General features: G+C 47.7%; 19 protein-coding genes and 1 riboswitch. Of the genes, 7 read left to right on the top strand and 12 right to left on the bottom strand.

Annotated features, from left to right (window positions below; all coding sequences use genetic code 11):
• The first annotated feature begins 128 nt into the window (after window positions 1–128).
• A riboswitch (SAM riboswitch) is annotated at window positions 129–226 on the top strand.
• 83 nt (window positions 227–309) lie between these two features.
• A complete protein-coding gene (locus SPSPH_RS05010) occupies window positions 310–1455 on the top strand; it encodes a trans-sulfuration enzyme family protein (RefSeq protein WP_075753814.1) in 1146 nt (381 codons plus the stop codon).
• Window positions 1456–1503: 48 nt separating this feature from the next.
• On the opposite strand, the gene SPSPH_RS05005 is transcribed toward SPSPH_RS05010, so the two are convergent.
• The 6 genes from SPSPH_RS05005 to nifH all read right to left on the bottom strand — a co-directional run bounded on the left by SPSPH_RS05005 (window position 1504) and on the right by nifH (window position 6852).
• Window positions 1504–2106, bottom strand: a complete 603-nt coding sequence (locus SPSPH_RS05005; protein WP_233138662.1) for a TIGR04100 family radical SAM protein — start codon at window positions 2104–2106, stop codon at window positions 1504–1506.
• 26 nt (window positions 2107–2132) lie between these two features.
• The gene (locus SPSPH_RS05000; protein WP_083945408.1) at window positions 2133–2486 is read right to left on the bottom strand and encodes a DUF2292 domain-containing protein; all 354 of its coding nucleotides are present in this window, start codon (window positions 2484–2486) and stop codon (window positions 2133–2135) included.
• 76 nt (window positions 2487–2562) lie between these two features.
• Entirely contained in the window at window positions 2563–3447 is an 885-nt protein-coding gene (locus SPSPH_RS04995) for an ABC transporter ATP-binding protein (protein ID WP_075753812.1), read from the bottom strand.
• A 63-nt stretch (window positions 3448–3510) separates the two neighbouring features.
• Complete coding sequence (gene cysK / locus SPSPH_RS04990) at window positions 3511–4443, bottom strand: cysteine synthase A (RefSeq protein ID WP_075753810.1); 933 nt, start codon at window positions 4441–4443, stop codon at window positions 3511–3513.
• Between the two features lie 165 nt (window positions 4444–4608).
• Complete coding sequence (gene nifB / locus SPSPH_RS04985) at window positions 4609–5892, bottom strand: nitrogenase cofactor biosynthesis protein NifB (RefSeq protein WP_075753808.1); 1284 nt, start codon at window positions 5890–5892, stop codon at window positions 4609–4611.
• An 84-nt stretch (window positions 5893–5976) separates the two neighbouring features.
• On the bottom strand, window positions 5977–6852 hold the full coding sequence (gene nifH / locus SPSPH_RS04980) for a nitrogenase iron protein (protein WP_075753806.1): 876 nt from the start codon (window positions 6850–6852) through the stop codon (window positions 5977–5979).
• A 422-nt stretch (window positions 6853–7274) separates the two neighbouring features.
• Here nifH and SPSPH_RS04975 point away from each other — a divergent pair, with 422 nt between their 5' ends.
• A complete protein-coding gene (locus SPSPH_RS04975) occupies window positions 7275–8447 on the top strand; it encodes a MalY/PatB family protein (protein WP_075753804.1) in 1173 nt (390 codons plus the stop codon).
• Between the two features lie 107 nt (window positions 8448–8554).
• Window positions 8555–9337 carry an alpha/beta hydrolase gene (locus SPSPH_RS04970; RefSeq protein WP_075753802.1) on the top strand — a complete coding sequence of 261 codons (783 nt, stop codon included), beginning with the start codon at window positions 8555–8557 and terminating at the stop codon, window positions 9335–9337.
• 110 nt (window positions 9338–9447) lie between these two features.
• Here the strand turns inward: SPSPH_RS04970 and SPSPH_RS04965 are convergent, their stop codons facing one another.
• The 3 genes from SPSPH_RS04965 to SPSPH_RS04955 all read right to left on the bottom strand — a co-directional run bounded on the left by SPSPH_RS04965 (window position 9448) and on the right by SPSPH_RS04955 (window position 12964).
• Complete coding sequence (locus SPSPH_RS04965) at window positions 9448–10116, bottom strand: ABC transporter ATP-binding protein (protein ID WP_075753800.1); 669 nt, start codon at window positions 10114–10116, stop codon at window positions 9448–9450.
• Window positions 10117–10134: 18 nt separating this feature from the next.
• The gene (locus SPSPH_RS04960; RefSeq protein WP_075753798.1) at window positions 10135–11334 is read right to left on the bottom strand and encodes an ABC transporter permease; all 1200 of its coding nucleotides are present in this window, start codon (window positions 11332–11334) and stop codon (window positions 10135–10137) included.
• 205 nt (window positions 11335–11539) lie between these two features.
• The gene (locus SPSPH_RS04955; protein ID WP_075753796.1) at window positions 11540–12964 is read right to left on the bottom strand and encodes a HesA/MoeB/ThiF family protein; all 1425 of its coding nucleotides are present in this window, start codon (window positions 12962–12964) and stop codon (window positions 11540–11542) included.
• 485 nt (window positions 12965–13449) lie between these two features.
• On the opposite strand from SPSPH_RS04955, the gene SPSPH_RS04950 reads away from it, so the two are divergent.
• The 4 genes from SPSPH_RS04950 (at window position 13450) to SPSPH_RS04935 (ending at window position 17656) form a co-directional block, all read left to right on the top strand.
• Window positions 13450–14367, top strand: a complete 918-nt coding sequence (locus SPSPH_RS04950; protein WP_075753794.1) for a cation diffusion facilitator family transporter — start codon at window positions 13450–13452, stop codon at window positions 14365–14367.
• Window positions 14368–14480: 113 nt separating this feature from the next.
• Entirely contained in the window at window positions 14481–14945 is a 465-nt protein-coding gene (locus tag SPSPH_RS04945; protein WP_075753792.1) for an MOSC domain-containing protein, read from the top strand.
• 146 nt (window positions 14946–15091) lie between these two features.
• On the top strand, window positions 15092–16777 hold the full coding sequence (locus SPSPH_RS04940; RefSeq protein WP_075753790.1) for an FAD-dependent oxidoreductase: 1686 nt from the start codon (window positions 15092–15094) through the stop codon (window positions 16775–16777).
• Window positions 16778–16924: 147 nt separating this feature from the next.
• Window positions 16925–17656, top strand: coding sequence for a Rossmann-like domain-containing protein (locus tag SPSPH_RS04935; protein ID WP_075753788.1), 732 nt, complete (start codon window positions 16925–16927; stop codon window positions 17654–17656).
• Window positions 17657–17687: 31 nt separating this feature from the next.
• Here the strand turns inward: SPSPH_RS04935 and SPSPH_RS04930 are convergent, their stop codons facing one another.
• From SPSPH_RS04930 to SPSPH_RS04920, 3 genes are all read right to left on the bottom strand, one after another.
• Window positions 17688–18692, bottom strand: a complete 1005-nt coding sequence (locus SPSPH_RS04930; protein WP_075753786.1) for an NADH:flavin oxidoreductase — start codon at window positions 18690–18692, stop codon at window positions 17688–17690.
• 163 nt (window positions 18693–18855) lie between these two features.
• A complete protein-coding gene (locus SPSPH_RS04925) occupies window positions 18856–20394 on the bottom strand; it encodes a nitrogenase component 1 (RefSeq protein ID WP_075753784.1) in 1539 nt (512 codons plus the stop codon).
• A 14-nt stretch (window positions 20395–20408) separates the two neighbouring features.
• Entirely contained in the window at window positions 20409–21749 is a 1341-nt protein-coding gene (locus SPSPH_RS04920) for a nitrogenase component 1 (protein ID WP_075753782.1), read from the bottom strand.
• Between the last annotated feature and the right edge of the window lie 9 nt (window positions 21750–21758).

Genomic DNA, 21758 nt, shown 5'->3' with positions numbered 1-21758 from the left:
GAAATCATGATATCCGGTTTTTCAACCGGCGTCAATATCAAGCAGGCAAGAGATAAAAAGCATAAAAATATCTATTGACAAATTGTATTAAGTATGCAAAAATAAAATCCAATAAAATTAAATAATTAAACTTATCGAGAGTGGTCGAGGGACTGGCCCTATGACACCCGGCAACCGGCAGCAATGCAAGGTGCTAAATCCAGCGGAGCAATCCGGAAGATGAGTTATCAGCGCATACAGGCGACTCTTCTTACGGTGGAGTCGTTTTTTTGTTGCCTGCCGCAAACACAAAATAGGAGATGATATGTTATGAAATTTGCCACCAAAGCCGTCCACGCAGGTCTTGTCACCGATAAAACCACCGGTGCCATCAGCACTCCCATCTACCAGACAACCACCTTCCGCCACCCTGAACTCGGCCGCAGCACCGGCTATGACTATTCCCGTACCCAGAACCCTACCCGCAAGGCGGCGGAAGAAGCCGTAGCCGCCCTGGAGGAAGGGCATGCCGGCTTTGCCTTCGCTTCAGGCATGGCTGCCATTTCGGCAATACTGATGCTGTATCAGCCTGGTGATCATCTGATTATTACCGAAGACTGTTATGGCGGAACCTATCGCATTATGGACAAGATATTCAGCCAGTTCGGTCTGACAGTTACTTTTGTCGATACCAGCAGCCTGGAAGAGGTGCGCCAGGCACTGCAGCCTGCCACGAAAGCCATCTTACTGGAAACACCCACCAATCCGCTGATGAAAATTGCCGATATCCGGGCAATAACGGCTATCGCCCGTCAGCATACCCCACAACCGGTGCACGTCATTGTGGATAACACCTTCCTCTCCCCCTATTTCCAGCAACCGCTGACTCTGGGCGCCGATATTGTCTTCCATAGCGGTACCAAATACCTGTCAGGCCATAATGATGTGGTCTGCGGTCTGGTAGTTGCCGGTGACCCCGCGCTCTGTGAAAAAATCGGGTTTATCCAAAACGCTACCGGCGCCATCCTTGGGCCGCAGGACAGCTGGCTTTTACTGCGGGGGATCAAGACACTGGCAATCCGGTCACGCCAGCACGAAAAAAACGCACAGGCTGTCGCCGAGTGGCTTACCACCCATCCCAGTGTTACCAAAGTCTATTACCCCGGCTTAGCCAACCATCCCGGTAAAGAAATCCAGGACGCCCAGGCCTCTGGCTATGGCGGCATGCTGTCTTTCACCGTAGACCATCCCCGCCTGCCTGCCCAAGTGCTGCGCAAGGTAAAAGTTCTCCAGTTTGCCGAAAGTTTAGGCGGCGTCGAATCGCTGATCACCTTCCCGGCAGTCCAGACCCACGCCGACATCCCGGCCGACATTCGCGAGCGCTTAGGCATTAGTGACTGTCTCTTGCGCTTGTCTGTCGGCATTGAAGATGTGGAAGACATTATTGCCGATTTGGCCCAGGCGCTGGAACAGTAAGATAGAAATGAGTCAGAAATTTTTTTCTGACTCATTTCTATATCTAAATTATGATTGATAATGCCGGACTCTAAAATCAACACCAATTCTGTTGGCAATCTCCCGGCATGACTGGATATTGTCATCAGGCATAACATCAACAACAGACAGTACTACCTGGGGAATATACTTTTTGCACTTAGCAGCAAACGCAAGCATAGCCTCATAGGCTTTTTCACCATAATCAGATTGGCATAGTTCCTGATATTCTTTACTGTTTTTTGCATTCATGCTAATAGAAACAGCATCCACCAGCCCTGCTAACTGTGAAGTAATATCCTGCCCGCAAATCAAATTGGCATGCCCGTTTGTGTTTATGCGAATAGACATGTTATATGCATTTTTCAGATATCTGCATATTTCGATAATATCATAAGTTCGCAGCATGGGTTCTCCATACCCGCAAAATACAAACTCCCGGTACTTATAGATATCCCTGGCTTGAATATCTGCCAGAACTTCACTGACCGTAGGTTCCCGTTCCAGCCACAAATTCATTCCCCGGGAAATACCTTCCTGATTATTTCTTACGCAAAAAGTACAATTATTGGTACAGCGGTTGGTAATATTGATATATAAAGAGTCTCCCCATTCATACGTAATCGTCATCATCACCCCTTTTTTCAATCAACTATGCCTTAGATACCATCTCCGTAAATTCCTTCCTGTTCGTTAATCCGCCGTTTTTCGGTTTTCTCTATCTGTTCCACCTTGCCATCTTCAATTCGGATAATCAGCTGCCCATACATCAGACCTTCAAGCTGAGCAATGATTTTAGGCTGAAAAGAGTGCTGTCTTGCTGGAACATCCTGTACTATATAGCCGGATTTATTTTTAGCGGTAAAAATAAATTTTTCTGTTCGCTCCATTTTAATCACATAGCCGTCCTGCACTGTCAAAATTAAGTGCCCATATTTAACCGTATGAAGCGAATGACGGATCAACTCCATAACTTGCGGCAACAAACGTTTCTTGGAACTTAACTTTTCCACATTACACCCCCGAATTAATTATTATCGACAAATCATCAGCCAAACAAGATGCAATGCAAAAGTGTACTGATTCAGTTTACAATGCTGCCGACGCAGATATGGATTCAGCCACATTTTTTCCAGATAACTTCGTCTTGCCAGCGGTGAAATGCTCGGTTTGCAGTAATTCCCAAATTTTGTGCCGAACCCAGCCAAAGTCGGCTGATGAACGGATACCATCGCGTGGTCTGGGCAGATTGATAGTAACAATTTCTTTAATGGTTCCGGGATTTGCCGTCATTACAGCTACCCGGTCTGCCAGAAATACTGCTTCATCAATACCATGTGTAACAAAAACAATGGTTTTCCTGGTTTTTTCCCAAATGCGCAGCAGTTCTTCCTGCAGAACCTCCCGGGTCTGAGCATCAACGGCTGCAAAGGGTTCATCCATAAGCAAGACCTCCGGATCATAAGCCAATGCTCTGGCAATAGCTACACGCTGCTTCATGCCTCCGGACAATTCATGAGGATACCTGTCCTCAAAGTTTTTCAAGCCGACTAATTCAATATACTGCTGACTGATTTCCTTGCGGTCTTTTGACGGCACCTTTTTTATTTCAAGCCCAAATTCAACGTTTTTTCGCACTGTTCGCCAGGGAAACAACGCATATCCCTGCATTACGATGCCACGGTCCAAAGCCGGACCGGTAATCAGCTTGCCGTCCATGTATATTTCGCCGGAGCTGGGGTGGGCCAAACCGGCAATCATATCCAGAAAAGTTGATTTTCCACAGCCGCTTGGGCCGACAATGGCCAGAAATTCTCCTTGTTTAACAGTAAGGTCCAACTGTTTAATTGCTTCAAATTCAGTAGCTTCTTCGTTTGGCTTGCGCTTAATTTTAAATACACGCCGGATATTGCGGGCAATGATTTTGTCATCTGCACCAAAAAATTCTGTTGGTGCTACCTGATTATCGGACATCCAACTTCCTCCTTTATCGTCAAACTGCAAAGCCAGGCAGTATCGATTCTATAACAAACTCGATCATTTATTTTCTGCAAAAAGTACGGTGCTAAGATACCGCTCACCGGTGTCCGGCAAAATAACCACCACTAACCTCCCCTTATTTTCCTGTCTTTTGGCTACCTGCAGGGCGGCAAACGCCGCTGCACCGGAAGAAAAGCCGACCAGTACGCCTTCTTCCTTAGCCAAACGCTGTGCGGTAGTAATGGCTTCTTCATTCTTCACTTTAAAGATTTCATCAATTACATCCAAATTCAGTACATAGGGAACGAAACCTGCCCCAATTCCCTGAATCTTATGAGGGCCGGGCTGCCCACCGGAAAGAACAGGGGAATCCAAGGGTTCAACCGCGACCACCTTGATATTAGGATTGCGCTGTTTGAGTACTTCCCCCACACCGGTAATCGTACCGCCTGTACCAACACCGCCAACGATAATATCTACTTTACCGTCTGTATCCTTCCATATTTCGTCTGCGGTAATGGCCCGGTGAATTTCCGGATTAGCCGGATTATTAAACTGTTGCGGCACAAATGAATTTGGCGTCACAGCAGCTAATTCTTCGGCTTTTAAAACAGCTCCTTTCATGCCTGCCGCACCGGGAGTGAGCACCAGTTCCGCACCGTATGCTTTCAACAGACTGCGCCGTTCCACACTCATGGTCTCCGGCATGGTCAGGATAAGCCGGTACCCTTTGGCAGCGGCAATTAAGGCCAGGGCAATGCCGGTATTGCCGCTGGTAGGCTCGATAATTACCGTATTTTCATTGATAAGTCCCTTTTCCTCAGCGTCCTTAATCATGCTGAAACCGATGCGGTCCTTAATACTGCCGCCAGGGTTAAAGGATTCCAGTTTAGCCACGATTTCTGCCTGAGCCCCGGCTGTTACCTTATTCAGGCGCAGCAATGGCGTACCGCCGATTAAAGCAGTGATACTGCCGGCAATGTTAGACATACTAACACATCCCCTCTATGAATTTATCCAAAAATAATAACAAAAAAAGGCCAAAGTACATCCTTGCGGATAAATACCTCAGCCTTCAGCCTCTCTGATCAGCCAAATTTTGGAATGTTATTGTATTTAAATTATACTGCCCGTAAGCTATTTGTCAATAGTTTCCTACTCATTTTCTGCCGCGCCCTGAGACTGCATTTGAGCTGCTGCATAGCGAAGACCTGCTTCTACTGTATCGCAGTATTCTGAGATAAAAATCCCCTTATCTCGCAACCGCTCTTTCGCATGATAGCCAATACGCATTGTCAGTACCGCATTACAATCTTTCAGCGCCTCAATAATCTTCTCCCTCCCGCTGTCCCCAGCCTCGGCATCACACTCTGACATCCCGGCACAATACCGACCTACCGTCCGGGTCTCACGGAGCTGAAACTGGAGTCCATCGCCCTGGTAAATAAGCAGTTTAGTGGCATGACCAAAATGCTGATCCACTAGTTTTCCATATTTTGAGGTAACAGCAATCCGGTAAAGCTTCCGGTTCCCGTTGTTTACCGTTACGCCGTCCTGAGGCCGGTCGCACATCCGGAATTCCTGCGAACGGTCTTCATACAGCAAGCCGATGGCATCGGCCCGGCATTGCTGGCAGTGGCGCATCTGGCGAATATCAAGCTGACAAACATCCCTTAAGGTATTCAGGTCTTTCATGCTGGTCTGGGGTAAGTGCTCAAAGGCACTGCCCGGCGCGGGAATGAGCGGCATAATATTGGTAACAAACACTCCCAGTTCCTTTACCTTTTTGACAACCGCCGGTATGTGTCTGTCATTAAGCCCTTTAATCATAACTATATTGATTTTAACCATAACACCATGTTTAACTAAATACGCTATGCCTGCCAACTGATTATGCAGCAACAGTCCTGCTGCTGCGACACCTGTGTACCATTTACCCTGATAGGATACAAACTGATAAATTTCTGCCCCGATCGCCGGATCCAGCGCATTAACCGTTACTGTAACATGACGGATACCTAAAGCCACAATTTCAGGCGCATATTCTGGCAGCAGCAATCCATTTGTCGATAAGCAGAAGGTAATCTCCGGATCCAGGGCTTGAATGTGTTTAATTGTCTGTTTGGTGAACAGCCAGTCAGCCAGCGCATCACCCGGTCCGGCAATGCCAACAACACTGAGGTGTTCCATTTTTTCTTTAACCCAGGCAAATTTATCTTTAGCATGCTCTGGTGTCAATACCTCGCTGGTGACTCCCGGACGGCTTTCATTGACACAGTCAAACTTACGATTACAATAATTACATTGAATATTACACCGGGGAGCCACCGGCAAATGCATCCGGGCATATTTATGATGAGCATCTGCCGAGTAGCAAGGATGCTTACTTGTTTTTTCCAGAACATCAGCATGTAGCGTACTGAAGCATACGCTGCCCATACAATTCACCTCGCTTTTTTTGCCCCCGTTTAAAGCAACATGTCAGCAGCGGCAGGGGAGGGCTTAACTTCCGGATAATCCCTCTTAGATACCAGCCGCCGCACTGCGAACCTCACCTGTTTCCATGGCCAGCAGGTGATCGGCCCATGTGGCGGCCCACTTGCGTAATTCGGCTGTTTCCAGCGGGGATGGAACTTTGGATTCTGTGGTTTCTATTACCTTTTGGGCTAAGCGGCTGTAAATTTTCGCCTGCTCAGAACCTGGCGACGCTTCCACTGTCGTTTTTCCCTGAAGCTCGGCCTGGGTTACGGTTACTGAACGGGGAATATACTCCACCACCCGGGTTTGCGTCCGCTGTACAAAATCATCCACAATCTCTTTTGCATAGGGAACATTGATTGAATTGGCAATCAGCCCTCCCAGCAGTGCACCACCGGAATTAGAGTATTTCTGAATTCCTTTGAATAAGTTATTGGCCGCATAAATTGCCATAAAATCGGCTGAAGATACGGTAAATACATGCTCAGCAATACCTTCACGGATAGGTACGGCAAAACCGCCGCATACCACGTCGCCTAAAACATCATAAATAACAACATCCAGTTCCAGTTCTTCATATACTTTTAATTGCTTAAGCAGCTGAACTGCCGTAATAATGCCCCGCCCGGCGCAGCCGACACCGGGAGCCGGCCCGCCTGCTTCCACACAATACACACCATTAAAACCCTTATAAATTACATCTTCGGCCTGCACCTTGTTTTTCTCACGCAGTGTATCAAGCACTGTAGGAATGTACGTACCGCCGCGCAGCGTATTGGTTGAGTCAGCCTTCGGATCGCAGCCAAACTGCATTACCTTATAACCCAATTTTGACAACGCTGCACTGATGTTGGAAGTTGTTGTCGATTTGCCAATTCCGCCTTTGCCATAAATGGCAATTTGCTTGATTTTTTTGCTCATGTGTTACCCCTCCCAGCTTGTTAGAGAATCCTGTTTTTAAGAATTTTTTTCTTTTAGAACAAAAAAAGGCCAGAATGACAGTCCTGCAGAACTGTTATCCTGACCTTTGGTTGATCCACCAATCAGTCTCATTTGTATTTTTTTATTAACTTGTAATTTATTATACTGACCACTTGCCAAAAATACAAGGTTTTTTTGTGGAATTTTTCATGAGTTTTTCTCTCAAATTCTTGACAATTCCCCGCACTAATGGTAGCCTATATTTATATATTATTTACTTCCATCTAGCTGATCAGAGAGACTGAAGGCTAAAGTATTGTCTGTCCCGGACGTACTTTAGCCTTTTTTGCATACCCTGATCCTGCTTCATAACCGGTATTTCTTAACTAATAGCTTATATTCTATGAATAAGGGTGATTACTATGACTACTCGATTTGATACTGTAATTGCGCGTCAAAACAGCGGCAGTACCAAGTGGGATGACGCTGCCACACTGTTTGGTTCAAAAGATGTGCTCCCCTTTTGGGTTGCCGATATGGATTTTGCTGCGCCGCCAGCGGTAACGGAGGCATTAGCTGCCCGCGTTGAGCATGGCATTTTTGGTTATCCTTCGCCCCATTCCTATGCCTATGATGCCGTAACTGCCTGGCTGGAGAATCGTCATAACTGGCAAGCCAATCCCGATTGGATGCTAAGTACCCCCGGCGTAGTAACGGCCATAACACTGGCGGTACAAACATTCACCAATCCCAATGATAAGGTTATCATCCAACCGCCTGTGTATCCGCCCTTTTTCTCCTGTGTGGAAAGTCAGGGCCGCACCGTGCTGGAAAACCCTTTAGTCTATGAAGACGGCGAATACCGCATGGACTTTGCGGACTTAGCCGCCAAAGCCAAGGAAGCTAAAATGCTAATCCTGTGCAGTCCGCACAATCCTGTTGGCCGGGTTTGGTCGCAGTCAGAACTAACCCAGTTGATAAATATCTGTCTGGAAAATAACGTATTAATTGTGGCAGATGAAATCCACGGTGATCTCGTATATAGCGGCCATCAGTATATACCGCTGGCCTCCCTGCAAACCGGCAATGAAGACAAAATCATTACCCTTACCGCTCCCAGCAAGACCTTTAACACCGCCGGCCTGTATACCTCGATTGCCATAATTCCGGATAGCAAATTACGCCGGCAATTTTCACAAGTTCTCCAGCAGCTAGGCATAAGCAAAAGCAACGTATTCGGCATCACCGCGCTGGAAGCCGCTTACCGCCATGGCGGTCCGTGGCTTGATGAGCTGTTAGTCTACCTTGAAGGCAACACCGAGTATCTGACAGAGTTTATTACCGGCAACATTCCGGCAATTAAGGTCAGTAAACCGCAAGGCACCTATTTAGCCTGGCTTGATTGCCGCAACCTCAATCTCCCACAGCAAGAGCTGGCAAAATTCTTTGCCAGCAACGCCAAAGTGGGACTAAATGACGGTGCGACTTTCGGCCGGCAAGGCAGCGGCTTTATGCGCCTAAACTTTGGCTGCCCGCGTCCGGTGTTGGCAGAAGGACTTAACCGAATCGCCCAGGCCGTCAATCAGTTGGGCTAACCAAAAAACCGGATAATATAATATGTAAAGCTGATTAGAAAAACTAAAGGCTCAAAAATGACTTAGGTCGCTTTTGAGCCTTATCTTAGTTAGGGAGGGATAGTACCATGAAACAACATGAATGGATTCTCAGTCAAGGCCGCAAATTATCTGCTATGATTCACGTCAACAGCTTCACTGTGACCCAGACACCGATCGTTATCTGCTGCCATGGCTTCACCAGCGAAAAAATCGGGGCAAATCAGCTAATGCTCCATGTAGCCAATGCTATTGAAGCTGCAGGGTTCATCGCCGTTCGTTTTGATTTTACCGGTTCAGGTGAAAGCGATGGTGAATTTGCCGTCGACACCACCATCAAAAACTGGCAGGCCGATTTACGCAATGTGATTGAATGGGTCAAAAACCTGCCGGAGTTTGATGGCTTACCCATCTATTTACTGGGACATAGTCTGGGCGGCCTTATTGTACTGAGTCATGAAGATCAGGCCATTGCCGGGCGGGTGGCTTTGGCTCCGGTAACTCAACCGATTGAAAATTTCCGGAACATTATATTAGGGCCTGACCTGTGGCAGCGTTCCCTACAAGGCGAGACAGTATCGAACTTTTTAGGTAAGGGGTTCAGCCTCACGCCCAACTTTGTCAACGACTTACTGGAAAATCGCTATGATCCTTTGGCCCGAACCCGGCATCACCGTTCACCACTGTTGCTTATTCATGGCAGCCAGGACATTGTTGTGCCACCGTCAGGGTCGGAAATTTTGTATGATGGCTACAGGGGCAAAAAAGAATTGATCCGTATGCAGGCAGACCACGTGTTTACAGGCAAACACGCCGAGCTTACATCCCAGGTAAGCAGATGGCTGAAAGCAGACTCGGTTCTGCAGGTCTGAAAGATACGGGGATTTTGCCTGGACTCATTGATTACTATTAGGGAGAGCTTGCCTTAAGACTTGATAAGGCAAGCTCTCCTTTGCTTCTGCCGTTATACGCTCAAACTAGTTTACTGGCAGGCAACAGAATGCAATGCCCCGTCTGCCAGACGGAAAGTTTGATCCGCTTGTGCCGCCAACCCCACGTCATGGGTGACAATAACTACACCACTGCCCGCCTGGCGCGCAGCAAGCAGGCAGGCAGCAACTTCTCCGGCCAACGCCGGATCCAGATCATTTGTCGGTTCATCGGCCAATAAGATTGGCGGTTTAAGCAGTAATGCCCTGGCCAGCGAAATCCGTCTCAATTGACCAAGACTCAGTTCCTGCGGCTTATGATGCAGGCGGTGGGACAAACCGAAATGCGCCAGCAAAGCCTGTGCCTGCTGTTCCAGATTTTCCCCGCGGCGAATAAACCAGGCCGGTGCGATGACATTTTCCAACGCAGTCAGCGAATTAATTAACCGGGCTCGTTGAAAGACAAAACTGATATATTGACCGCGCAGTTTAGCCAACATGGCAGAAGATAAACCGGCAATATCCAGACCGTCTATCCGTACCTGTCCGGAAGTCGCCTTTTGCAGCAGTCCCATTATCGATAATAGTGTAGTCTTACCGCCGCCAGAGTGTCCGATAATGGCTATCGCCATTCCCCTTGCCAGCGTAAAGGAAAGCCCTGATAAAATGATATCCTCGCCGTAACTTTTGCCAATGTCCCGCATTTCCAGCAGATTCTCCATATTTCCCCTTCTTTCTCCTTAATCAAATTCTCCTCTGGTCATAATAACACTGGGATCAATACGGCTGCCCCGATAGGCCGGCAGCCAGGCGGCCAGAGCACCCAGTCCGGTGAACAGTATGGTAATACCAATAGCCAGAACACCAATAAATGTCCAGGATGGCGGTACAAAGGGAAACGATTGGTAGGCTTCCAGTAACGTCAAGCTGCCTTGATACAAGCCGCCCCCCAATAGCAGGCCGGCAGCCGCTCCTGTTATGGCTACCGTGGCCGCTTCGCCAACAATCACGGCACCAATATCCCGCCCTGAGGCACCAAAAGCCAGATACAGCCCCCACTCTGCCTGCCGTTCCCAGGTCAGTGTATAAAACCGGGAAAAAAGCTGCAGCAAAGAGGTTAGTACTGCCAGGATACCGACAATGCCAATTAAAAGCAAAAATACCGTAAACTGATCGGCAATACGTTTTTTCACTTCTGCCGCCACAATTGGTTTCATGAGTCCGGCACTTTGGATAGCGGTTACCACTTCATTCATATCTGCCCCCTCATCCACCTGCACTAAAATAGTCGAAATAAGTTCAGCCGGGGGGCCTTGTTTCTCCCATATTCCCCGCAACGATTTATCTTTGGCAACCACCCGTCTGGCCTCATTCATACTGACCAACAGGGAATAGTCAAGCGTTGTCCCGGTTTCTTCCGCCACGGCGACAATATTGTACCACTGATCTAAAATCGATATTTTTCCCTGTGTCCAGGTAGGTACTTTGGCTCCTAAAATGACCTCATCATCCTTAAGCTCATCTTTATGAACCTTCTTCAGCCATGGAGCAATAATCCAGTCACTGGCCGCATCATACCCAATCATCCGGTTCTGGCTGCCAATATCATGACAATCTGCCGTTAGAGAATGAGTATAGAACTGCGGTGTAGCTGTACGAACACCCGGGACGGCGCGTACGCTGTCCACATATCCTTCCGGCATATAGGAATTGGCCGTCGCCCCGCCAAATAAGAGCAGGCTGGGCTCTAACGTCACCCCATACGGCACAATAACAATATCGGCTCCCATACGCTGCCGGGAAAGCGCCATGCCTGCTGCCACCCCTTTATACATGGCGGCAACGCTAAAAATGATGGCTGCGCCAACAGCAATCGAAACAATCATGGCGATACTCTGCAGCCGTCGGTGCAGCAGGCTTCTCCAGATAAGAAATGTCATACTCCTATCTCCCTTCTTTTTCAACATGCCTAAGGGTAAAGAAAACACGACTTGCGCCGAGCCTTTGGCCAAAGGCATGCTTTCTGTCAGGATAATGAAAAGGCTTGGCGCTACCCCTGACAGGGGTAGCACCAAGCCTCCAGTATTTCTGGTCAACTTCGCATAACTATTCACCTTATTAAATTAGTCTCAGGCTACTATGCGGTTACTCCTGGTGAGTATCCTCCTCATCAGAACATACGAATTTATATTCCTGGAGTTCGTGGATTGCAGGATTTGTACCGCATAGCCGGCAACCGCTCTGCTTGCGCAACTGTATGGTGCCAAAATGAGAAAACATTCCATCCAGGAATAATACTCTATCGTGTAAGGTATTCCCCTGACCGGATAATAATTTAACGGCTTCGGCTGCTTGGAGAAAGCCCATGATTCCCGGCAACGGGCCAAGCACCCCGGATTCAGCGCATGTCGGCGTACTGCCGCCGGAAGGAATGTCCGGCAGCGTACAGCGATAGCAGTGGCTTTGGGGTGTTATAATACTCATACAGGTGCCATCAAATCTAAGTACACCGGCATCGAGCATTGGCTTTTTCGTGAAAAAGCAGGCATCATTCAGCAGAAAGCGGTCAGGAAAATTGTCAACTGCCGCAATAACAAGATCATAATTTTCAAGGATACTATAAATATTTTCTTTGCTCAGAGCTGTATGATATGTATCAATACTAAGTTGCGGGTTTATGTCATGTAAAAACAGGGCCGCCGATTCCACCTTCGGCATCCCGATTCTTGACCCGGAATGAAGAATTTGACGGTTAAGGTTGCTGATTTCAACCGCATCATAATCTACCAGACCGATTGTGCCAACACCGGCTGATGCCAGTGCATAAGCGGCAGGTGATCCCAGTCCGCCGGTTCCGACAATCAGCACTTTACTGTCGGTCAGGTCAAAATTCAGGGCGGTGGTTGCTTGTACCGAAGCTAACCCGGCCAGGGTCTGTTCCAGTTCTGCCTGGCCAACCTTAGAAAACTCCATGGAGAAAAGATTGCAATATAAGAAATCACCTGCGGTTTCGCCAATATCCAGGATCAGTTTAATTGCCTCCATAGCACACAACGCCCCCAGGAAGCAGGTTGAAAAGACTTCGGCAGTTATCTTTGTATCAGCAGCGGCAGCTGCGGCTGGTTGTAAATCAGGCAGTTTTGCCAGGAATACATCCAGATCATCCTCGGCTTTAAACACCTGGATACCGCCCAGCCAACCGTAATAAAGAGCCACTACGGCAGGAAGAAAGTGTGCAAAAGCCAACTTGGATTTTTTGATAAACTCCGGTCCACCCAGAAAAATTCGCAAACCGCTATCCTGTCCGTCTGCCAAACTGATTGAGACATCGCCGTTTAAGTCACGAATACAGGCAGCAAGCTTGTCAAAGCCTGCTGTATCGGCGAACTGACAGTGTATGGAACCGATACCGGATGCAGCCAGGTAATATATCGCCGGCGCTGCGGCGCTTACACTTTCTCCATAGATAAAAACCGACGACTCTAAAAGTTTTTTCTGTCCCGGACCACTAATTTCAGGCATGATAATATGCCGTAAATATCTATTTATCTGTTCCTTGGCCAGAATCACCCAGGTTACCTCCTCATATATCTTATTAAGATAAGTTATTACGATATTCCATCTAATTCCTGTTTGTATTTATCGTAGTATCATCTGTTTCCATTGTCAAGGCCTGCCGCAAACTCATTGCAGCCGGTTATTCCATATAGTGTTCTTTAAATCTTATTTCATTTCTTGACATTCTCCATTGAGTATTATATATTTATTATGAAACATAGTTCAAAACATAGCAAAGAACCATACACGCTAGGTAGCAGTTGGCGGTAATTTTCTCATTGCCTATCGTTGTCAAACTGGCTTGCGCCATTTTATTTGACCTGGATACTCAAGCTACTACTGTTCGTCGTAACGAAATATAAATTTTTTTTGATTATATTATGAAATATATTTCATAATATCTCACAAGAATCCCACGCTTTCCGTAGTAAGTCCCCTTTGGCATAACGTACTGCCCTTGTTTTACCTATTATAACGTTTACGAAGGAGGTCTCCTTATGACCGAAAGCATGAACTCCTTAAAACAGAATACGGCTAAACTCTCAATCATCGCCACTTCTCTGCTGTTAATATTAAAGCTACTTGTCGGCATGTTTACCGGCACCATCAGTATCATTTCCGAGGCCATTCATTCGGCCGTCGATTTGCTGGCAACCCTGATCGCTTATTACGCCATACGAAAGGCTGCTGCCTCTCCCGATGACAATCACCACTACGGTCACGGCAAATTCGAAAATGTATCTGGCACCATAGAAGCATTGCTCATTGTCGCAGCGGCTTTCTGGATTATATATGAAGCCTATGAAAACTATATTCACACCCATTCGCCCGCGTTTCTGGCATACGGAATGATCGTCATGATCATTTCTGTCATAGTCAACTATTTTGTTTCTCATAAAATGCTGACAGTCGCTAAACAAACTAATTCCCCAGCCCTAGAAGCCGACGCACTCCATTTGCAAACCGATATGTGGACATCCGGCGGCATATTGGTCGGCTTATTCTGGCTTTACATCACCGGTTGGACATGGATCGATCCGGTGATTGCCATGGTGGTGGCCATAATCATTTTGAAAACAGGCTACACAATGATCAAAAAAAATATCGCGGAACTAACCGACATCAGTCTGCCTAAAGAAGAAGAACAACTAATTTCTCAGATCATTAACCAGCATGATCAAGTAATATCCCTGAGCCAGCTACGCACCAGATATTCGGGAAGTTATCGCCTAATCGACATGCATCTCATCTTAGATAAGCACATGCCGTTGGATGAGGCTCATGCCATCTGCGATCAAATTGAAGCAGCCATCAGACATCATTGGGGTACCTGCGATGTAATGATTCACTTAGAGCCTGAAGGAAACAAAGCATCGCCGCTTATTTCTAACAGCGATTTCTCTCTCCTGCAATGACTGAATCGAATCCTGCTTGCCGGTGTCAAATATGAGCGCTTGCTATAAAAAGGAATAGCACTGTTTCGACTAGAATAACTTCAATAATAAGTTTTCGAAAGGAGGTATCTAAAGTGGGAACTGTTCTATCTATTCACATAAGCTCAAGCAAAGGTATCGAAAAAAATAGCATAAATAGGGTAAAGGTGATTGAACATTGGGGGTTGGAAAATGATGCCCATGGTGGTAACTGGGATCGGCAAGTAAGCTTATTTCCAATAGAGACTATGAACAAAGTACCCGCCGAAAAATATGATGAGGTAATAAACGGCGGCTATACTGAAAATATCACCGTTTCCGGGATTCCGCTTGAGCAGTTTTCTGCCAACAGTTTCGTACAAATTGGCAATGAAGTTTTAATACAAATTAAACATGTCGGTAAAGAACAATACAAAGAGCAGGGTAGGCCTTATATAGTTAGCAGAGAAGGCCGGTTTGGCATCATCTTAAAAGGCGGTTATATTAATATAGGGGACCCTGTCTTCTTAACTGACGAGACGGTAATATCCCCCAAATTACCAAAAAAACATATCCAGTGATATATTTTTTAACACAATTGTGAAATATAGTTCATTTTCTACAAGAGGGAGGCGAAGCAATCTTTGTCCTAACCAGACTTCCTACACCGACCAGTTGGCACAAGACTTGGAAAAATTAAAAAAATCATAGTGAGGAGGATTTTGTTATGCAAAACATTGTGGTAATCGGCGGAGTGGCTGCTGGCCTGAAAGCCGCAGCTAAAGCCAGACGGTGCGACCCGGCGGCACACATCACCGTCATCGAAAAAGGCGACCTCATTTCTTATGGTGCCTGCGGCATGCCCTATTACATAGCCGGTGATGTGGAAGACATTGAAGATTTAATGAAAACACCGGTTGGCATCCTGCGTAGTCCCGGCTATTTTAAAAATGTCAAAGACATTGTTGTACGACCCCAGACTCTAGCCACAGCCATTGACCGCCAATCCAAGACGGTAACCATTAAAAATCTAGCTTCCGGCACCGAAGAGCAACTTATCTATGACAAACTGGTCATTGCCACCGGCGCGTCAGCCATCAAACCACCGCTGCCGGGCGTAGACCTGGCCAATATCTATCAACTCTGGCATCCGGCTGACGCCAAAGCAATCCGGCAAGGGCTGGAAGAAAAACGGTTTAAAAATGCCGTCATCATCGGAGCCGGACTGGTCGGCATGGAAATGGCCGAAGCCCTGTCCAACTGGAGCATTCCGATCACAATCGTAGAAATGAAAGACCAGGTGTTTCCGGCCTTTCTGGATGCGGAAATAGCCGGTATCGTGAGCAAATATGTGCAGGATAAAGGCCTTACCCTGTTGACAGCAGAAAAAGTGGTACGCTTCACCGGCGGCAATGCCGTAGAGGCAGTGGAAACCGACAAGCACACTCTCCCTGCCGATCTGGTCATCCTGGCCATGGGCGCCCGCCCCAATGTAGAGCTTGCCAAGGCGGCCGGATTATTGCTAGGCTCAACCGGCGCCATCGCCGTAGATGAAGAACTCCGCACCAGCGACCCGGCAATCTATGCCGGCGGCGACTGCGTGGAAAATACAAATCTGCTATCAGGCCGGAAAGTATTTGCCCCTATGGGATCGACGGCCAATAAGCATGGAAGAATTATCGGTGAGAATCTGTGCGGTGGTCATGCAAAATTCAAGGGTATTCTCAGTACTGTTGTCGTCAAAATTCATAACCTAAACGTTGGCAAAACCGGCCTGACAGAACAAGAAGCCAAACAACTGGGCTATGAATATATCACCGCCATGGTAGCCGGCCACGACAAACCGCATTACATGCCGGGAGCCAAACCAATTACCGTAAAATTGATTGCCGATGCCGCTACCGGCAAAGTACTGGGCCTGCAGGCCGTAGGGGAAGGCGAAGTGGCTAAACGGGTGGATGTTGCGGCCACAGTCCTGACATTCGGCGGTACCATTAATGACTTATTTGATATTGATTTATCGTATGCCCCGCCGTATAACTCGCCTATCGACAATATTGCCGTAGCGGCCAACGCGGTCATGAATAAACTAGCTGGTAAATTAAAAGGCATTTCCTCCCTTGAGGCTAAAGAAAAAATGACATCCGCACAAACTGTTTTCCTCGATGTGCGCACCCCGGATGAATGCCGTCAAATTCGTCTGGCTGACTGCAAAAACATCCAATATATTCCCTTGGGGCAGTTACGCAGCCGCCTGGACGAATTAAACAAAAGCGATGAAATTGTAGCCTTCTGCAAAATCAGCCTGCGCGGCTATGAGGCTGAAGGCATTTTGGAAAGCGCAGGCTTCGACAATGTTAAGGTTATGGAGGGCGGCATTGTATCCTGGCCATTCGCTTGTGAAAAAAATTAACCAAATGAAACTTTGCCGCCGGTCTTTGCATAGGACGGCGGTCACTAAGTAAGCGCCAAGGCGCATCGGGAAGAACATTGCATCACCCTGAATGCGCCTTTATCTATGCCAAAGCAACACGACCCGTAGGATAAGGAGGATGATGGTATGACACTACTCCAAGAAGCCAGAACAAAACTTCGCCAACTAGCGGCAACCTACAAATGGAATGAGAACGAAAAGGTTCATATTGTGTCCGCACACGATCTCACTCCCGCAGAAGCGATTGGAAAGCCGGACCGGGACGATTATCCCCTTCTCACCGGAAAAGAAGTCATGATGGAGGCCCGCTTTCGCGGTAGCGCCGGCCAAGCCTTTACCGACCGGCCAGGGCGGTTTGAAGGCACGTTCGGCGAAGTGCTGCAGTTGCCGCTGGACACCAATTTTCGCCGAGCGGTATTTGTCGCAACGTTGAACGCTGTCCTGCGTAATTTGCAGCAAATAAAGGCAACCGTCCACTGCAAAGATAGCGAACCAGCGCTTTGCGCTCAGAAACTGCCGTCCTATATTCAGCTGCGGTATGGCCAGCCCAAGATCGCGTTTATTGGGCTGCAGCCCGGCCTTATCCAGGCTCTGAAGAGCGCCGGCTTTGACATGCGCGTAACCGATCTTAACCCGGATAATATCGGCCAAATTCGCTGTGGCGTACAGATTGAAGATGCGGCCCGCAATGTCGAACATGTCCGTTGGGCGGATATTGTCCTGGCCACAGGCAGCGTCCTGGTCAATGACACTTACCAGGAACTGCAGCAAGGAAAGCCTGTCATTTATTATGGGGTGACTGCAGCAGGTCTGGCAAAATTATTTGATCTTCCCAGAATTTGTTTTTGCGGACGCTAAAGGAGCAGTCTTGCGGGGTAATTACACTTGCCTATAAAGCCGATTGCGCTTGACTTTCCACCGCTTTTTTCGCCCACAGCGAGTCCTGCAATACCGCCCGGCCAATACCGAGGAGATCGGCCTTTCCCTGAGCTAAAAGTTGTTCGGCGGCCTGTACGTCAGTAATGCCGCCGGTAAGAATAACCGGAATGGCAACAGCTTCCTTAACTGCCGTACTAAGTGGGGCAAAATATCCCTGTTCATTATTTCCCGGAATGGTATAGCCGGAAAAACCGCCGGAAATATCAATGATATTGACTCCGGCTTTTTCAAATTCTTTGGCGGCAATCTGGCTGTCGTCGGCGGTGGTTCCCCCTTCTGCATAGTCGGAAGCTCCCAGCCGCAGGAGAACGGGGAAGTCTTCCCCTACAGCGGCCCGTACGGCAGCAATAACCTCTTTATGGATCCGGATTCTTCCCGGCAAATCACCACCATATTCATCAGTGCGCCGGTTGGTCAGCGGTGATAAGAATTGATTCAAAAAATAGCCATGCGCGGAATGAATTTCCACGCCGTCAAAACCGGCCTGTTTTGTGCGATAGGCAGCGGCACCGAAGGCGGCAACAATTTCACCAATTTCTTGCCGGGTAAGCTCATGAGGAACGCCGCCCTTACGGGGATTTTTTACGGCAGAGGGCCCAACCGGTATACTACCGGTGATTTCCTGAGAAGCGGCACTCCCGGCATGGTTGATTTGCAGCACCGCTTTCGTGCCATTTGCCTGAATAACAGCCGCCAGCCTTTTTAAGCCGTCAATCACACTGTCATCGGCGACAGAAAGCTGATTTTCACTGGCCTTGCCTGCCTGCTGGATAAAACTATGTTCAACGATAATCAAAGAAAAATAACCACCTGCTGATTTCTCCCGGTAGTAATCCAGGACGGCTGAACTCACCTTGCCGTCAGGTTCGGCTTTGGCAGTAGCCATCGGCGGCATAACCAGGCGGTTGTTCAATAATAAAGAACCTGCCTGTAATGGTTTTAATAGATAAGGCACGGTAAATCATCCTCCTTTAGTGTTTGGTGAATATTTATTACTATAATCTTACAATTTATACGTCTTATCGGCAAGTACCTTATTATATTGATTGTGCTATGGCTCATTTCTTGGAGTACCCTTTATTTTCTGCGGTAAAACCGTTTGGCCTTTTGCCTGTTACTTAACCTTGCTGTGCTTCTTTGATGTTGTCAAACGGATTACTGGCATACCATTCAGGCCGGAACGGCAGGGCTACATTGGCCGCTATTTTTTTTGCAAAAGCGGTATTCTGCAGCCTTCTCGCCGCTTTTCTCGCCAGTTCAAAGGCTCCTGAATAACCCATATAGTTAAATGACTGGCCAAAAAGCGGTGTGGTGGGAATACCCAGTTTGGTTACCCAGGCGTTGGCTCCCGTATGGCCGACATAAAGATCAGGCCTGAGGCGGTTGAGTACAACCAGTTCTTCGGCCGGCTGCCCTGGCGCCACATCAACAACAGCCTCCGGATCATCAATATCATCAATCATCGGTACGGCAAAACGATCAAAATTATGCGGTTTCAACCCCAGAACCTTCATCCCTAAAAACTGATAAAATTCGGCAGTTGTAAAAATACGGGTCTCGCCGCCGCCGACAAAAACAGTTTTGCCGTTAAGCACTTTTTTAAAGGGTTCGAGAGCGGCTTCAATCTGGAGAGTTTCCATGGCGATTAGTTCTTCTGCTTCATTTTCGAGCTTAAAGAATGCTGCAATAGCCCGCAGCCATTGATTGGTATTCTTAATACCGATCGGCAGGGTATCGATTATATATTCTGTACCAAAACGCTCTTTCAAGTGACCAATCAGGTAATCGTCATGGGTGGCGCAAATGCTGACATTGAGTGCAGCTTCCCCCATACGGGAAATTTCCTCAATACTTGCATACAGCGGCATTACACGCACTGTCAGGCCAAGAGCTTTAAGCAGCCTTGATAACTCCACTTCATCGCCGTAGCTGGTGGAGCCCACGTTCAGAAGATTGACAGTCTTACTGTGAATATATTGTTCCACTGCAGTTGTCCCGGCACTGTCACCTGGATTTGTTTTTTTAGCTTTTTTTACAGGATCAATCAGTTTTTTCAATACCCCATGGTAAGCCGAATCATAGCCGGTGGCAACAAACTTGCTTTTAAACCCTTCGCAGTGAACAGGCACTATCCGGGCCGAAAGCTGTCCGTCCAGTTCGTCGATTAAAGCATCAATATCATCGCCGATAATTCCAGGTACGCAGCTATTGCCAATGACAATAGCATCAGGACGGTATTCTTGCTCTGCATATACTATTGCCTCACGCAATTTGTCAATGCCGCCGGAAATAACATCATTTTCATCCAAATTGGTGTGTAACCAGATATTATCGGTAACCGGTTTATGCTTTAGCACCCTGAAGGTCTTACTATAGCCGGCCACCCCCAGGTTATTGGAAGCGCAGCCCAGCGGCCCGTGGATGATGACCACGGTATTCTGAAAGGTTCTGACAATGCCCAAGGCTAAGGTTAACTGGCAGCCGCCGCCTTGCGCAAACTTCCGGCAATTATACTTAGTGCAGCCCTTTCCCATGCCAAGTTTCAGACTTGAGCAAGAGCCACCAAAGGCATAGGTTGCTTCAATCCGTTCTTCTCTGGTAGGCGCGGCCTCGGCGGCTAAATAATCATAAGTAAGGTTTTCGGTTAATTTGGACATGATTCTGCCTCCTTCTATCGATTACTGACAAGCGCTGAAAATAGATCTTCGGCAAGTGATAACCCGCCCCGGTAACCGGTGTAGCCTTTATTCAAAACAGCCCGGTTAGTGACCGGAAAGGAAACCGGCAGGAATGCGGCTCCGATCTTCTGGGCGGTAGAGCCTTCCAGGCTGCTGCCTACAAGGAAAGCCGGACTGAGTGCATCATAATACTTATCATTGCTGTTATGAGGCCAGCTTTGCCGGATATGGTTCAGCAGCTGTCCGGCATGCTGTTCAAAAACGACTTTGGGTTTGGCCTCTGAAGTCAGTTGATTAAATTTCTGGTCATAGCGCTTTTTGCCAAGCTCATCCACCTCTTCATTGATAACAACAAGATGCGGTACCCAACCCAAATCGTCAGCCAAAAAACTGATTAACGGAAAAGCATAATTAATATCGGCCGAAACGATGGCATACCGCTGCAAATCGATATCGCCGTAAATATCCAAAAACCGTTCGAGATAGCTGTAATAATAGCGCCTTTCCTCAGCAATAAGCGCTTCAATGGCCGCCGGCTCAATTCCCAGATGTCTGCCAATTGTGTGTAAAAAAGCATCTGTCCTGGTCTCGCCAATGGGAAGGTCTGCAGTAATATACGGAATGTTATGCTTTTCCTCAAAAACCTTGGCGGTATCGATGCCATATCTGTCGGAAAAAACAATTGTCAGCGCTGCGTCTCCGTAATTTTTGATGGTTTCGATGGTTTCCCCATCGCCAAAAAAGGTATTGGCTTTGATGCCCAGCTTGTTTAATAAGTTTTGGATACCGCTGATATTTCCCCGGTAAAAGACATCCTGTCCCGGCATTATGCCTAAGATATTGACGGTCTTTGCCGCCTTGACTGCCTTGGGTTCGATAAATTCGGCAGCCAGAGTACTCAGCACCACATCATAGCCCTTAAAGCCATTACCCAAAAAGCCGGGGGTATTGGCTGCCAGCACAGGCAGTTTACCGTCCTGGAAGCGCCGGGTCACACCGACGGCATCATCACCGATGATTTCTACCTGGCAGCCGGTCACAACAAAATATAGATCTCCATCAATTATTTTGATCGTGTGGGTAATTTGCTCCTCCAGCCGCTCCTCGCCGCCAAAAACAATGTCTTTTTCAACAACATTGGAGGTAGGTGTCATATGGCCGCTGCAATAGCCTGAACCTTTGTAACCGCTTGCCTGGTTATAGGTGCCTGACAGCATGGTGGCGCACCCGCCTGATGCATGAACAATGGGAATAGCCCGCGGTAATGAAGCTATGGTAACAATAGCACCACCCAGAGCACATGTCGATTTTGCCCGTTCAATAAAAGTACCCATATAATAACC

It is taken from the genome of Sporomusa sphaeroides DSM 2875 (genome assembly GCF_001941975.2).
Taxonomy (GTDB): domain Bacteria; phylum Bacillota; class Negativicutes; order Sporomusales; family Sporomusaceae; genus Sporomusa; species Sporomusa sphaeroides.
This window is presented reverse-complemented; position numbering and strand designations above follow the sequence as displayed.